Origin of the sequence: Companilactobacillus farciminis KCTC 3681 = DSM 20184 (assembly GCF_002706745.1) — a bacterium.
GTDB classification, from domain to species: Bacteria; Bacillota; Bacilli; order Lactobacillales; family Lactobacillaceae; genus Companilactobacillus; species Companilactobacillus farciminis.
Genome location: NZ_CP017702.1, coordinates 74,686 through 90,979, shown reverse-complemented (window position 1 = coordinate 90,979; position 16,294 = coordinate 74,686). Strand labels below are relative to the sequence as shown.

Below are 16,294 nucleotides of genomic sequence, written 5' to 3'. Positions count from 1 at the left end.
GTACGAGTTTGAGAGTAGACCTCTCAAAACTAAACAAAGTTTTAACGTTGTGTATTTCCGTTGGTGCTAAAGCACCATATCCTTAGAAAGGAGGTGATCCAGCCGCAGGTTCTCCTACGGCTACCTTGTTACGACTTCACCCTAATCATTTGTCCCACCTTAGGCGGCTAGTTCCCCGAAGGGTTACCCCACCGACTTTGGGTGTTACAAACTCTCATGGTGTGACGGGCGGTGTGTACAAGGCCCGGGAACGTATTCACCGCGGCATGCTGATCCGCGATTACTAGCGATTCCAGCTTCATGCAGGCGAGTTGCAGCCTGCAATCCGAACTGAGATCGGTTTTAAGTGATTTGCTTGCCCTCGCGAGTTCGCAACACGTTGTACCGACCATTGTAGCACGTGTGTAGCCCAGGTCATAAGGGGCATGATGATTTGACGTCGTCCCCACCTTCCTCCGGTTTGTCACCGGCAGTCTCACCAGAGTGCCCAACTGAATGCTGGCAACTGATAATAAGGGTTGCGCTCGTTGCGGGACTTAACCCAACATCTCACGACACGAGCTGACGACAACCATGCACCACCTGTATCCATGTCCCCGAAGGGAAAGACTAATCTCTTAGTTTGTCATGGTATGTCAAGACCTGGTAAGGTTCTTCGCGTTGCTTCGAATTAAACCACATGCTCCACCGCTTGTGCGGGCCCCCGTCAATTCCTTTGAGTTTCAATCTTGCGATCGTACTCCCCAGGCGGAGTGCTTAATGCGTTAGCTGCAGCACTGAAGGGCGGAAACCCTCCAACACTTAGCACTCATCGTTTACGGCATGGACTACCAGGGTATCTAATCCTGTTTGCTACCCATGCTTTCGAATCTCAGCGTCAGTTACAGACCAGAAAGCCGCCTTCGCCACTGGTGTTCTTCCATATATCTACGCATTCCACCGCTACACATGGAGTTCCACTTTCCTCTTCTGCACTCAAGTTTACCAGTTTTCGAAGCACTTCCTCGGTTGAGCCGAGGGCTTTCACTTCAAACTTAATAAACCGCCTACATTCTCTTTACGCCCAATAAATCCGGACAACGCTTGCCACCTACGTATTACCGCGGCTGCTGGCACGTAGTTAGCCGTGGCTTTCTGGTTGAATACCGTCAGTACGTGAACAGTTACTCTCACGCATGTTCTTCTTCAACAACAGAGTTTTACGATCCGAAAACCTTCTTCACTCACGCGGCATTGCTCCATCAGGCTTTCGCCCATTGTGGAAGATTCCCTACTGCTGCCTCCCGTAGGAGTTTGGGCCGTGTCTCAGTCCCAATGTGGCCGATTACCCTCTCAGGTCGGCTACGTATCATTGCCTTGGTGAGCTATTACCTCACCAACTAGCTAATACGCCGCGGGTCCATCCAAAAGCGATAGCAGAGCCATCTTTCAAGCTACGATCATGTGAAAGTAGTTGTTATGCGGTATTAGCACTTGTTTCCAAATGTTATCCCCCACTTTTGGGCAGGTTACCCACGTGTTACTCACCCGTCCGCCACTCACCAAGGTCTGAATCATGAAGCAAGCTTCAATCTTCAGGATGGTTCGTTCGACTTGCATGTATTAGGCATGCCGCCAGCGTTCGTCCTGAGCCAGGATCAAACTCTCATATTAAAAGTTTGTGACTCATAAAAAATTATACTAGCGAATTGACTTCGTTGTAAATCCAACAAATAAATGTTGGCCTACACAATTTAGTGTTAAAACTTTGTTCAGTTTTCAAAGGTCTACCAGCTGATTAAGCGCTTACGCTCATCAGCGACTTAATTATTTTATCAAGCTGACAATTTAATGTCAAGAACTTTTTAAAATAATTTTTCTAACAATTTAATGAAAGAATTCATCAAGTTGTTAGCTTGTTACCCTTACGAGTCAACTTAATTATTATAACAAGTTCATAACTCAATGTCAAGAACTTATTTAAAATAATTATTTCAACTTTTAAGCAAATGTCTTGCTTATCCGTTGAAGCTGTTGACCTCTCGTGACAACAGGTAATATCTTACCGTTTATGGTAAACCAATGCAAGTACTTTTTTCATTTTTTTTTGAAAATTGCTAATTTTCTTTTATCTTTTCAATATCCAAGACCTTATCGATCCAATCACTACTATAGAAGTCCTCTTCGTGGGTAACGAGAATCATTGATCCATCATAGTTTCTAAGCCCTTTACGTAGAGCTGCTTTACTCTCGTCATCCAAATGGTTCGTAGGTTCATCCATAAATAGAAAGTTAGTATTGTCGAACATCAAATCAGCAATTTTAACCTTAGTCTGCTCCCCACCGGATAGAGAACGTAATGGTGACATGATTTGTTGGTTAGTTAATCCAGTTCTGGCGAGAACACGTCTAACTTCTTTGCCACCTTCTTCAGAGTGTTGATCACTAATGTATTGGAATGGTGACTCCAGATTATTCTTCCAAACTAGATCTTGCTTGAAGTAACCAATCTTCACAGTCTCTGAGAATTCAAAGTTACCATCAATTGGTTTAAGAATATTCAATAATGTCTTGATTAAAGTAGACTTACCGATACCGTTGAATCCTTTGATAACCATCTTCTCGCCACTAACGATTGAGAAATTCAAAGCTTTATCAAAGAGAGCTTGCCCGTCATATCCAACTTTTAAGTTATTAACATCCAACATCATCCGTGAACTAGGCACTTCGACATATGGGAAAGCAAAACTTGCAGCTGTCTTATTCCCTGGGGGTGTTAAAACGTCCATATGGGCTAGTTGCTTCTCTCTACTCTTAGCACTCTTAGAACGAGAACCAGCCTTGAACTTTCTAATATAAGCCTTAGTCTTCGAGATCTTCTCTTGTTGTTTGACGTAGGCTTTCATATAAGTCTCTTTATTAGCAGCTTTTTGTTTGAGAGCTTGCTTCAAAGAACCTGTATATTTAGTGATCTTACCGAATTCAAAATCAGCCACACAATTAATGATTCGATCTAAGAAGTTATAATCGTGGGAAATAACGATAAAAGCACCCTTAAAGTTATTCAAATAATCTGCTAACCAGTCGATATGATTAGTATCTAAGTAGTTTGTGGGCTCATCCAATAAAATCATATCTGGCTGTTCAAGCAGAATTTTGGCCAAAATAATCTTAGAACGTTGGCCACCACTAAGTTTTGAGACGTCGTGATCATAGCCGATGGCATCTAATCCTAAACCAGTCGCAACTTGCTGAATTTTGGTATCTAACTCGTAGAAATCGTTGGCATCTAAGATTTCTTGGAGTTTTCCAGCTTTTTCAAGGTCCTCATCTGTCGGGTTGTTCATGTAAATCTCGTTGAGTTGGTCGCTTGTTTCATACAATTTTGAAAACGCTGTCTTTAAGTACTCGTAGATGGTCATCCCTGATGATAATTTAGCTTGTTGGTCCAAATAACCGATCGTTAAATGCTTCTTCCAAGTGATCTTTCCTTCATCCGGTTCAATTTGACCAGTTAAAATCTTAATAAAAGTCGATTTCCCGACCCCATTTTGACCAATTATTCCTAAATGGTCTTCCTTATTAACTTGTAGATTGGCAGAATCGTATAATTTCTTATCCAAAAACTGCTGACTTAAATCATGTACCTCTAAAACACTCATATTTATCTCCTTTATACATAAGAAAAGACTGAAACTATTTGTCCCAGTCTTTATCCGTTTATTCTGACGTTTGATTTCTTGTAAAGATTGTATAGTTTTGATTAGCGGTCCCACTATCAAATGAGAACCCTCTAGCTTCATTCAATGTATTTAATCTAGTTTCTTCATTATTCAGTTGTTCTTCAGAAAGGCCTAATTGCTTTCTCAGTTTGTTTGATACGCGACGTAGTTCTTTAGTTGGGGCTACTTCATAAGAAGAACCTTCGATCATTGAGCCATATCCTTGAACATGGTCAGAATCGATATTCTTAGCAGCTCCACGATAATTGAAGAAGACTGACTGCATATCACTAAAACTCAAATTAGTAGTCATTGAACTAGAAATACTATTCAAAACCTTTTGATAATGCGTAAACGTATTGGCACTAGCAGCACTCTTAATGATTGCCGTGATAACTTGACGCTGTCTCTTTTGACGGCCATAGTCACCTTCAGGATCTTCATAACGCATCCGTGAATAATCTAGCGCTTGTTTACCATTTAGATGCATCTTACCTTTCTTGAAGTGAGATTCTTTCTCACCAGTATCACCGTAAGAGAAACTAAATGGTACATTAACATCTACACCACCAACAGCGTTAACAATCTGCTTAAGTGAGTTAAAATCTACTTTAACATAGTAGTCAATTGGCACGTTCAACAATTTCTCAGTCGTTGCCACTGCACTACCTTCATTACCGATGTTGTAGGCTGAATTGATTTTTTGAATCTTTCTGGTGTTATTAGTGCTGCTCTTCCAAATTTGAGCCATTGTATCACGTGGAACAGAAACCATTGTTGTCTTATTAGTCTTAGGATTTACCGTTACAACGATCATTGTATCCGAATTCCCTCGATAATTAGTTTCAGTATCTCTAATTCCATTATCAGTCGTATCAACTCCCAATAGAAGAATCGAAATTGGCTGTTTGTTGTTGATTCGTGTTGAAACTTTTTTACCATCAATGGCTTTGTAAGTCTTACCTAATGAATTTTGGGCTTGAGCGTAAAGTCGAAAACCGTAAGCACCCATGACAAAGATCATAACTAAGAATACTAATCCTAGAATCTTAACGAAAGGACGTTTGATCTTCCCAACATTATTAGAAGCTAAGGCACTATTACGAGTTCTTTGCCGATGCTGCCTAGACATATTGTCGTTCTTATTGTTATCCATAAATAAACTCCGATTAGTTTGCTATCTACATTAAAAACAAATTCTCTCTATATTATAGTAGATAGGATGCAATTATACAGCTTAATTCAATTGAATTAAAATTAAATTTTAAATGGCCGCATTCCTAAATTATAATTTTTTGACACAATCTGTCAATTTTACAAAAAATATTTTAACAGATTATTAATTGAAACATAGTCAAAAATCTATCTCTTTATTTAAGCTTTTTTCTTGTATATTTCATGTATAATTTCTTCCGTAGGAGGATTTGAATAATGTCAGATGCAAGTAATGCAAAGACGTTTAGATGGTGGAATATTGCCCTATTAGGCTTTACCACCGTTTGGGGTCTTAATAATGTTATCAACAACTTTGCCAATCAAGGCTTAGCCGTCGTAACATCATGGATTTTAATCATGGTCCTTTATTTTGTTCCATACACCTTAATGGTTGGACAATTGGGATCTGCTTTTCAAGAGGCTGGTGGAGGAGTTAGTTCTTGGGTCAAAGCTCTCTCCAACAATAAATTAGCCTATTTTGCTGCCTGGACTTACTGGGTAGTACATGTTCCATACCTTGCTCAAAAACCACAAATCATCATGGTCAGTTTGAGCTGGTTATTCAAAGGCAATGGTTCATTCATCAAAACTGCTTCACCGTTAGTCGTACAAGGTGCAAGTTTAATTATCTTCTTGCTCTTTGTCTGGTTGGCTAGTAAGGGAACTGCTACTTTGAATAATCTTGGTAGTATTGCCGGTATTGCGATGTTTGCTATGTCAATGCTATTTATCATCTTAGGTGTCAGTGCTCCTTTTATCACTCATGTTCAAATTGCTACACCAAACATGACTGATATTCACACCTATATTCCTAAGTTTGATTTCCAATACTTCACGACGATTTCCATGTTAGTCTTCGCTGTTGGTGGTTCGGAAAAAATTTCACCTTACGTTAACAAAACTAAAAATGCTTCTAAGGAGTTCCCACTCGGTATGATTATCTTAGCCGTGATGGTAGCCGTTTCTGCAATCTTAGGATCATTTGCTATTGGTATGATTGTTAATTCAAACCACATTCCAGCTGATTTGATGGCTAATGGTGCTTACCAAGCTTTCCAATTTTTGGGTAATAGTTTCCATGTCGGTAACTTGTTCGTTTGGGCTTTTGCAATTACTAATACGATTGCTTCTGCTGCAGCCCTAGCAATTTCTATCGATGCACCATTGCGTATGCTTTTAGGTGATGCTGATAAGAAATACATCCCTAAAGGTCTTTTGAAGAAAAATAAACGTGGTGTTGCTATCAATGGTTACAAGTTAACTGCAATTTTGGTTTCTATCTTGATTATCGTTCCTGCCCTCGGAATCAACGTTATGAACGATCTATACAACTGGCTATTGAATTTAAACTCAATCGTTATGCCAATGCGTTACCTTTGGGTATTCTTAGCTTACATGATGCTTTGTCGTCAGTTAGACAAATTTAAGTCAGACTATATGTTCGTTAAAAATAGATATGTCGGCTTTGGTTTCGGACTATGGGCTTTCTTCTTAACAGCCTTTGCCTGCATCCTAGGTATGGTGCCTAAAATGAATATGGCAACTGACCCCTCATCATGGTGGTTCCAATTAGCACTTAATATCATCACACCAATTGCTTTGATTGCTTTGGGATTGATTTTACCTGCTATTGCTAAACGTACTAATAATGAATTAGACGAAATATAATTCTTATACCTCTGCACAGGTATATAAAAAGATCCCCTAGAAATCAATCTAGAGGATCTTTTTTTAGTCTGTATTCGAAGCAGAGCTGGAATTACCATTGCTATCAATCTTTAGGTCAGGAACATTTCCACCATAGCTTCTGATTTCATTCATAATATCGATCAATTTTTGTTTTTGATCTTCTTTATCAGAATCGTTGTTCTTGTAAGCATCTTTTACTTTTTGAAGCTGTGAATTGTACTGTGGCATTAATTTATCTACCATATTCTGACGTTTCTTCTCACGTTGTTCTTCAATCGCTTCTTTTTCAGATTCAAACTGAGCTACCTTCTTATTATCCTTAGCAGCCTGGAACATCGCTTGACTCAAATTTAAATCCTTTTGGAGCTGTAAAATCTGCTTGTTAAAGTCATTCTTAGCACTTTGACGTTTAACGTTACTATTCAAATAACGAATCTTTTGCAACTCGTCTAATTTCTTATTGTATTGCGATTCTTTAATAATTGGATTGTCGTTATACTTATCAATCGCCTTTTGAACCTTGCCTTCTCGCTTGAATTCTTCTTTCTTCGTCAAATGATAAATGATTCGATAGTCCAGATTATACAAGCGATTCTCATTCTTATCAGCTTGGTTAGTATTGTATTTAGAAAAGTCGTTGTCAATGATATCTTGAATACTTGGCTTTTCCGCTTTGGTATTGACTGACAAATTGCTGCCACTGACCGTTACAGTACTTGGTTTCTTGAAATCGACATCCTTTTGTTTCATTTCATCAACTAAGTACTCACCGACTGATTTAAAGGCCTTCATAGCCAACAGACGTTCTGAGGCATTCAAGCTATCTTCTTTCTTATCGTCACCAGTCCAGTTAGCAATCGTAAAGTCAGGCGTCATCCCTACGAAATATGAATCGTAGTTATCATCAGTCGACCCAGTTTTACCAGCGGTATATTTGTAATTATCCAAACTGGCATCTTTACCCAAACCATCACTGATTACTGATTGCATCGTGTTGATCATCATATAACTGGCGTTCTTAGTATAAACATCTTTCTTCATATGCGTGTTTTGGTAAATATAGCGATCATTATCGTTGTCATAAATACTAGAGATGTTGCTAGGATGAATGAACTGACCCCCTCGTGAAAATGAACTATACGCTGAAGCCATTTCTGTCGTCGTAACACCATTTCTAAAGGAACCAATTGCTAATCTTGGGTCCAATTTTTGGGTTGGCGACAATCGAGCAAATTCCATCTTGACCATATCGTCATAGTAAGTACCCTTAGTATCTTGAGCTGCCAACTTATAAGCAATGGTATTGATTGAGTTTTCTAGCGCGTGACGCACCGTTGTACTGCCAGTATAGCCGCTATACCAGTTATGAACGACCGGATTACCGACTGCCGAGTCAATTACTGTACTTTGTGGCAAATATCCTCGCTCAAAAGCAGGCGCATAAGCTACGATTGGCTTAGCTGTTGAACCTGGTTGATGATATCCATTTATCGTTCGATTAAATTGATCACCATCAGTCGTTCGACCACCAACCACCGCTATAACGTCGCCAGTTTTATTATCTACAACCGTACTAGAGACTTGTGGTGTTAGCTTTCCGTTAGCAGTCCGCCCAGTATAAGGTGCATAAACTTGTTTGATTAAATCTTCGACTTTATTTTGAACGTTCATATCGATCGTCGTTTGAATCGTATAGCCACCATCCATCAACTGACCATGAGCACGCTCATATTCTTGTTGATACTTCGTATCGTACGCTTGGCGATCATTGGCATCCTTAAAGTCATAACGCATCGTGAATCCAGATGATCTCATTAATTCTTCTGTTGCCCCATAGACTGCATAGCTCAAAGCATAATTATTAGACACATCATTATCATATTTCTTCTCATTAAGCTTCAACCCCAAAGGCTTTTCACGTGCTGCTTGATAAGTCTTTTTTGAAATCAAACCTCGTTGATTAAAGATATACAAAATCATGTTTCGACGTTTCTTCGTTCGCTCTGGATATTGAACTGGATCATAATAGACCGGATTATTCGGAATACCGACTAATAGGGCTATTTTATCGATTGATAAATCATTTTGATTCTCTGAGAAATAGTAATCAGAGGCGGCACTAAACCCGTATGAGCCATGCCCCATGTAGACGTTGTTAATATAAAACTCCAAAATCTGCGACTTAGTAAATTTTTTCTCTAACTGCTGAGCAATGACCATTTCCTTGAGCTTACGCGTTAGGTTCTGGGATTGATCTTGCAAAATAACATTCTTAACTAATTGTTGCGTCAAAGTCGACCCACCTTCAGTCCGACGATGTAACAAAGTTGAACCGACTGAACGCATGATAGCATAAAGATCGACCCCATGATGAATGTAGAAACGTTGATCTTCAACATCCACCAAGCCTTTACGGATTTTAGTATTGATTTGATTGATAGGCGTGTAATCTGAGCTCGATTGAGCCAGTTTCTTAATCACCTTACCGTTACGATCATATATAACGGTCGAATTACGGGGATGAAAGTCCGATTTCTTCAAACCTTGGCTGTATGAATATCCATCAGCAATCGTATTCTTGATCTCATAACCATACTTCCACCAAAAAGCTCCAACGCTTAAAACAATTAATAAGACTAACGTCAAAAGAATCCAGGGCCATTTTTTTCTTTTCTTGATTAATTTATGTTCCATCTTTTTCTTACGCATAATTACCCCTAATTAACAAAGAATGTCGTTCCTGTAGAAACTTGTGACATCAAATCGGACAAATCTGATGAACTAATTTGCATACCATTGTTATAACTAGTTGAACCGGCGTAAATGAAACCAATCGTTGAGCCGCTACCGAAGTAGATTGAACTAGTCAAAGCAGAATTATTCTTGAACCAGAAGACTGGCGTAGCTGAATTAAAGTCTGCTGTCGTATTATCTGGATTATCTAATCCCATCGAAGTTAATTCACTGACGCTGGCATTACTGATATATTGACCAAAATTACTACTATCGCTATCGGTCACGACGACGTCAGAATTATTGGCATCCACAAGTTTTTTAACAGTATACTTACCGGAACTTACTTTAGAACTAATGACATTGCTATAACCATCTTCAGCAACATACTTACCGGAGACTCTCGTCATCAAAGCTAAAGTATTCTTGCTTGAATTGTAATAAAGCACATTCTTGCTAGTAATACCAGCTTGATCCAAGGCATCCGATGCTCCCGTAGTCGAATTCATGCTTGAAACAATATCTACATTGGCAGGCGTGTATTTTTCTGTCAACGGTGAATTCTTTAGAGCTTCCAATTCTTCTTTAGCAGCAGCTACCTTAGAGCTCTCACCTTTGTTGTTAGCAAAATAATTGTCCATTTGACTGACTGCTTGCGTCCAATGATTTTTAGCCGTCTTATTTTTGATTAATTTGTAATACGTGTTGACCATTGAAATCTTCTTAAAACTCAAACTACTTTTATCAGAATTAAAGCCATCCCACGTTTTACTCAAATATTTGTCAGCATCTTGAGTTTGCTCGTACCAAATTTGAATCGTATCGAGCTTGTTGCGTAATTTCTGATAAACGTCTTGATTCTTTTCTTTCAATAAACTTTTATCTAAGTCATTGATCTTAGTTTCGGTAACATCATCTTTGTAGTGACTCTTACCGTCATAAAAAGCATTAACTTCCTTAGAACGGTCTTTTCTAGCTTGAATGTAAGCTTCAAGTTCTTGATACTTCTTCTCGTTATCAGGAGTAATGATGACTCCATCACTAACATCAATCAATTTACCAATGAAATCTAAAGTCTTATAATTCAAATCAGTTTTAAGAACTTCTAATTCTTTATCCTGATACTGACTAGATATTTTGGACGTAACAACCGCATTGACGACACCTCTTGAAAGCATAACAAAGAAAATGACGGCAGTAATTACACCGACAATTCCGGCACCCATCAATAAATATCGTTCAGATTTAGTTTTAGTCTTTAAATCTTTCTTATCTTTCATGATTTTCCCCAAATATCTAGTTCATCTTGTTATTATATATAGTAAATTATCCTGCAAATAAAGGGTGGAAATTTTGAAAAAATTAAACAAAACATATATAAAATGGATCGTTATTTTCCTACTTTTAATCGCCATTATTTTCTCATACGCCCTTAACTTAGGAAAAATCAAGGACAAAACTATCAATGGCATCGCCAGTTTGACCATTCCATTCTCTTTGATCGTTAATCCTAATAATATTGATGAAGACATCGCGCCTAAAGCCATCTCTTTGAAAGCTGACTTGAACAATTCTAAAACACAAGCTTTGAATTTAATCAGCTCTATCAATGATGACTATGATAATACAAAACAACTGTCATTTTTATCCAATGACCAAGAAGAATCTTTATTAAAGAAGGTTCATCAAAAGCCACACCGTTATATCGGTAAAATGACTTTGTTGAATTTTGGTAAAGACAGCCACGGAAAGTATATTACTGTCAGTTGCAATCGTTATGACGATACGAAAAATATCGTGAGTTACCGTTACCGCCTTTATTATCACGATGACACCGTCACTTCGGCTAAATACCTCAACACCAAGTCTAACAAATATCCACCAAAATACGTCTTTAAAGATATTGAATTAGGCAAGTTTGGTACGACTGAAGCAGATGCCTTCATGCAACGATTAAAGACTGCTATCATCAATTCTAATTTGACTGCCACCAACGCTAACGAACCTGGTAACTTTAACCAAATCTCTATCAACTTAGGTTTGAATCCCGACAAGAGCAACATCGGTTTGTATACCTTAGCAAAAAATTCTAATTCACGAGTCAGCAATTCGAGTATCGTCGGCTATCAAGTTTCTGATGTCCCTCGCTACACTAGAATCTACATTAAGCAATTAAATAAAGACAACAGTTATTACTATACGTTAACTTTCAGTCGTAATAGTGGACGTTTCATCAACTTACAACGTGGTATTATTTCAACCGACTCTAAAAACCAATAAAATAAGCCTGATCAGAATTTATTCTGACCGGGCTTATTTTATTTTTTCTTCTCATTATTGAGCAAAATTCCATCAATGATATCTTGCAAACTCACTTGTGACATGCTCTTTTCAGCATCGTTTTGTACCTTTTGATAAACTTCTCGTAAAGTATCTTGAATATTGCCACCAACGATACATTTAGGATTAGTTTTTTCATCAACGTGGAGTAAATTTTGATTATCTTCAATAGCTCGATAAACATCCAATAACGTTATCTCAGAAGGTTTTCTAGACAATTTGGGAGCAACTTTTCCAGGTGCGCTCTGTAACAATCCAGCTTTTTTCAATCTCGACATCATACGTCGCACTAAACTGGGATTGGACTCGATACTACTGGCGATTGCTGCACTTGAAAGATCACCATCTTTACAAATATCAACATAGGTCAAAATATGTACGCCATCACTCAATTTACTGGAAAATTTCAAAATCATCACTCCTTCACACTTCTTAATATCATAAGGTATAAAGTAGGTCTTTGACAAACATTATTTACCAATAACTGTTCCAAGTGCTTCTGACAATGGCGTCAATTCTCTACCTAAAACTTCTGGCAAATCAGTCGTAGTTTCTGCCAAATTGCCTTGAGTAATCAAATCTTGGAATGAAAGAATCATTTGAACTGTTCCTTCATCCATTCCAGACTTCTGCAATACCTTACCGTATTCAGCATCGCTTAATTTCGTAGCTGTAACCTTTAATGCATCAGCCAAATCTTGATAAGTTCGACTCTTTCCCGAAAATTCATAAACCTTTTTAGGATTGTCTTGAACCAAAACTAAAGCAGCGGCTTCTGAATATTCAGACTCCAAAGCCCATCCCGCTTTACCATCAGTTGAATATACTAATCCTTGTGTAACAGCAGCTTTTAATGAATCAGCCTCATTTTCCAAATACCAGTTATTACGTAAGAATGAATAATCAATTCCTGATTCTTTGAGCAACTTCTCAGTTAATTGATGATCATTTGCCAAAGGAGCTGTAGCTGTATCAGCATGTGGAAAACTTGTATAGGCAATGTACTTAACTCCAGCATTTTTAGCAGCCGTTAAGACATTTTCATGTTGAATAGCACGAGCGACTTCTCCACCAGGTTGTGATGAAACGAAGAGCAACTTGTCGATACCTTGAAGTGATTCAGTTAATTGTCCCACATCGTTGTAGTCACCTAAACGAACTTCCACGCCATTTGGTACGGTTGCTTGAGCTTTTTGAGTATTGCGAGCCAAAGCCACTACATCTGTAGCAGGAACCAATTCAACTAATTTCTTGAGAGCATTTTGACCAAAACGACCAGTTGCACCTGTAATTGCATATTTTGTCATAAAAAAATCCTTCTTTCTTAAACTTTTGATTTATATGTTACTTTATTATTAACTTGTATTTATTATAGTAACACTATCGTTTTTAAAAGCAAGGATTTAAATTTTTCATAAACAACAAAAAAAGCCACCGAACATTACGCTCAGTGACTCAGAATTTATAATTAGTTTTTCCAAACATCATTTACTTCAATAGTTTGTTCACGATCAGGACCAACTGAAACAGTAGCGTATTCAACGCCTAATTGGTCTTTGATGAAGTCTAGATAGTCTCTAGCTTGTTGTGGCAAGTCGTTGAGGCTCTTAGCTTGAGTCATGTCTTCAGTCCAACCTTTAAAGGTCTTGTAAACTGGTTTGCACTTAGCTAAAACATTTAAGTTAGCAGGATATTCATCGATGATCTTGCCGTTTAAGTCATAGCCGGTGCAGACTTTGATTTCGTCTAAGCCAGTCAAAACATCCAAGCAATTCAATGACAAGTGTGTCACACCAGCCACGTTACATGAATGCTTCAAAACAACTAGATCTAACCAACCAACACGACGAGGACGATGTGTAACAGTACCATATTCATGACCTGCTTCACGCAAGAAATCCCCAGTATCGTTTAGTTGTTCAGTAGGGAATGGACCAGCACCAACACGTGAAGTATAGGCTTTAACAACTCCAATCACGTTGTCGATCAATGGGGCACCAACACCAGCACCAGTAGTTACACCACCGGCAGGATTTGAAGAAGTAACATAAGGATAAGTACCATGATCGATGTCAAGCATGATTCCTTGTGCACCTTCAAATAGGACATTTTTGCCATTCTTTAGTTCTTTGTTCAAATAGGCAGAAGTATCGATGACACGATCTTTTAAGTCTTGACCAATTTGGTAATATTTTTCAAAAATATCATCAAACTTCATTGGTTCAGCACCGTAAATCTTAGTAAACAATGCATTCTTTTGTTCAAGGTTTTGTGTCAACAATTCTTTGAATAAGTCTTTATCAAGAATATCAGCCATTCTAATACCAACACGTGAAGCTTTGTCAGTATATGCAGGTCCGATTCCACGGTTAGTTGTACCAACTTTAGAATCACCCTTAGCTTGTTCTTGCAACTTATCTAGTTGAATGTGATAAGGCAAAATCAACTGTGCGCGGTTAGAAATCTTCAAATTAGTTGTATCTACCCCTTGTTCGTGGAGACGATTCAATTCTTCTTGAAGTGATTCGAGGTTTAAAACAACCCCATTTCCAATAACACTAGTTTTATCTGAATACAAAATACCTGAAGGAACAGATCTTAATTTGTAAACGTTGTTATCGATATTCAAAGTGTGGCCGGCATTATCTCCACCTTGGTAACGTGCAATAATATTAGCTTCACCACTGAAATAATCGGTAATCTTACCTTTACCTTCATCGCCCCATTGGGTACCTACTACAACAACTGTCGTCATTTCTTCTACACCTACACTATTTAATTTTCTGGAATATTCGCTATCGATGAAAACTTATTATAAGATTTCACGAACAATAACTTGGCCGTTCCACGTGGACCCGAACGGTTCTTACTGATAATTACTTCAACTTCACCGACATCTTGGTCTTCAGGTTCTTCCTCGTTATTGTCATCCCCATCTTCATCACGATAATAATCATCACGATAAAGAAAGGCAACGATATCCGCATCCTGTTCAATTGAACCAGATTCACGGATATCTGACAACATCGGTCTTTTGTCCTGACGAGCTTCGACACCACGGGAAAGCTGTGACAATGCGATTACTGGCACATGAAGTTCTTTCGCTAATTTTTTCAAATTACGTGAAATAACTGAAACTTCTTGTTGTCGATTTTCTTGACCAGTTCCTTCGATTAATTGCAAATAATCGATAACTACTAGGTCTAAATGGCCACTTTCTTTCAAAAGTCGACGACATTTAGATCTAATTTCTGCCATCTTGATACCAGGAGTGTCATCAATGTAAATGTTGGTCCGAGATAAACTTCCCATTGCTACTACCAAACTATTCCATTGATTCTCGTCCAATTTACCCGTTCTCAGAGCATTTGCATCGATACTACCCTCAGAACATAACATACGGTTAACTAACGACTCAGCACTCATTTCTAGCGAAAACATCGCTACCGTGGCATTGGATTTAGTAGCGGCATTTTGAGCCACATTTAAAACAAAGGCTGTTTTACCAACACCAGGACGAGCAGCCAAAATAATCAACTCATCTTTGTGCAAACCGGTCGTCATCGCATCAAGATCCTTGTAGCCAGTAGAAAGTCCAGTAACATCACTATCTTGGTCATACAATTTATCGATTTCTTCAAAAGAAGCCTTAACGACATCTGAGATACGACGGAAACCTTTATGATTTCGATTCTCAGATACGTCCATGATTTCTCTTTCGGATTGGTCGATGATACTGTCGATGTCTTCATCTTCATCAAAACTACGTTGAACGATACCAGTTGCGGCATTGATCAAACGTCTCAACGTTGACTTATTCTTAACGATCTTGGCGTAATAAGTCGTATTTGCAGCCGTTGGTACAGCATTAGCCAATTCAGCTAAATAACTAACGCCACCAATGTCTTCGATTTGATTTGCTCGATCCAATTCATTTTGAACTGTCACAACATCGACTGGTTCTTCAGCATCGTTTAAATTCATCATCGCTTGAAATACTAATTGATTGGCGTGTTGATAAAAATCATCAGCTTCAACGTATTCCATCGCTTCAATTAAAGCATCTTGACTTAGAAAAACCGCTCCTAATACGGCTTGCTCAGCATCCTTATCATTGGGCGGTATTCTTGAAGTTATATCATTATTCATTTATATCCTACTTCTTTTCAGCAACGTGAACTCTGATGGTAGCTTCGACACCTTCGAACAACTTCACAGGTACATTGATGTATCCCAGTGATTTAACGCCGTCAGAAAGTACCATCTTGTGCTTATCAACTTTGAGTCCATATTGTTTATTTAATTCTTCGGCAATCTTCTTAGTTGTTACTGAACCAAAGAGACGACCATCAGTACCAGCCTTGGCTGAAATCTCAACAACTGTCTTGTCATCTTCAATTTGGACTTTGATTTTTTTAGCTTCTTCTTTTTCAGCTTCGTAATCTTTAGCTTCACGATTTTGTTCAGCCTTTAATTTAGCAACATTTTGTTTAGTGGCTTCAATAGCCTTTTTATTTTTGATCAAAAAGTTTTGGGCATAACCGTCAGCAACGTTCTTTAGTTCACCCTTTTTACCTTTACCTCTTACATCTTCTAGGAAAATAACTTTCATTTCT

Annotated in this window: 11 protein-coding genes and 1 rRNA gene; 2 read left to right on the top strand and 10 right to left on the bottom strand. The window is 38.3% G+C overall.

What is annotated here, in order from left to right; genetic code table 11:
* Positions 1–86: 86 nt before the first annotated feature.
* The 3 genes from LF20184_RS00410 to LF20184_RS00400 form a co-directional block, all read right to left on the bottom strand.
* Positions 87–1,653: ribosomal RNA gene (locus LF20184_RS00410) — 16S ribosomal RNA — on the bottom strand.
* Positions 1,654–2,096: 443 nt separating this feature from the next.
* Positions 2,097–3,641, bottom strand: coding sequence for an ABC-F family ATP-binding cassette domain-containing protein (locus LF20184_RS00405; protein ID WP_010017894.1), 1,545 nt, complete (start codon positions 3,639–3,641; stop codon positions 2,097–2,099).
* A gap of 58 nt (positions 3,642–3,699) precedes the next feature.
* Complete coding sequence (locus LF20184_RS00400; RefSeq protein WP_029606413.1) at positions 3,700–4,833, bottom strand: LCP family glycopolymer transferase; 1,134 nt, start codon at positions 4,831–4,833, stop codon at positions 3,700–3,702.
* 299 nt (positions 4,834–5,132) lie between these two features.
* Between LF20184_RS00400 and LF20184_RS00395 the strand changes: the two genes are divergently transcribed.
* Positions 5,133–6,584 (top strand): amino acid permease, encoded by a 1,452-nt coding sequence (locus tag LF20184_RS00395; RefSeq protein WP_010017897.1) that lies wholly within the window; start codon positions 5,133–5,135, stop codon positions 6,582–6,584.
* Positions 6,585–6,647: 63 nt separating this feature from the next.
* Here the strand turns inward: LF20184_RS00395 and LF20184_RS00390 are convergent, their stop codons facing one another.
* Both LF20184_RS00390 and LF20184_RS00385 read right to left on the bottom strand, forming a co-directional pair.
* Positions 6,648–9,314, bottom strand: a complete 2,667-nt coding sequence (locus LF20184_RS00390) for a transglycosylase domain-containing protein (protein WP_010017898.1) — start codon at positions 9,312–9,314, stop codon at positions 6,648–6,650.
* An 8-nt stretch (positions 9,315–9,322) separates the two neighbouring features.
* Positions 9,323–10,618 (bottom strand): hypothetical protein, encoded by a 1,296-nt coding sequence (locus LF20184_RS00385; protein WP_010017899.1) that lies wholly within the window; start codon positions 10,616–10,618, stop codon positions 9,323–9,325.
* Between the two features lie 73 nt (positions 10,619–10,691).
* Here LF20184_RS00385 and LF20184_RS00380 point away from each other — a divergent pair, with 73 nt between their 5' ends.
* A complete protein-coding gene (locus LF20184_RS00380; RefSeq protein ID WP_010017900.1) occupies positions 10,692–11,618 on the top strand; it encodes a hypothetical protein in 927 nt (308 codons plus the stop codon).
* Between the two features lie 38 nt (positions 11,619–11,656).
* Here the strand turns inward: LF20184_RS00380 and LF20184_RS00375 are convergent, their stop codons facing one another.
* The 5 genes from LF20184_RS00375 to rplI all read right to left on the bottom strand — a co-directional run bounded on the left by LF20184_RS00375 (position 11,657) and on the right by rplI (position 16,290).
* On the bottom strand, positions 11,657–12,088 hold the full coding sequence (locus tag LF20184_RS00375; protein WP_010017901.1) for an Rrf2 family transcriptional regulator: 432 nt from the start codon (positions 12,086–12,088) through the stop codon (positions 11,657–11,659).
* A gap of 60 nt (positions 12,089–12,148) precedes the next feature.
* Entirely contained in the window at positions 12,149–12,985 is an 837-nt protein-coding gene (locus LF20184_RS00370) for an NAD(P)H-binding protein (protein WP_010017903.1), read from the bottom strand.
* Positions 12,986–13,146: 161 nt separating this feature from the next.
* The gene (locus LF20184_RS00365) at positions 13,147–14,433 is read right to left on the bottom strand and encodes an adenylosuccinate synthase (RefSeq protein ID WP_010017905.1); all 1,287 of its coding nucleotides are present in this window, start codon (positions 14,431–14,433) and stop codon (positions 13,147–13,149) included.
* Between the two features lie 20 nt (positions 14,434–14,453).
* Positions 14,454–15,827 (bottom strand): replicative DNA helicase, encoded by a 1,374-nt coding sequence (gene dnaB, locus LF20184_RS00360; protein WP_010017907.1) that lies wholly within the window; start codon positions 15,825–15,827, stop codon positions 14,454–14,456.
* A 7-nt stretch (positions 15,828–15,834) separates the two neighbouring features.
* A complete protein-coding gene (rplI, locus tag LF20184_RS00355) occupies positions 15,835–16,290 on the bottom strand; it encodes a 50S ribosomal protein L9 (RefSeq protein WP_056945185.1) in 456 nt (151 codons plus the stop codon).
* Positions 16,291–16,294 lie beyond the last annotated feature (4 nt).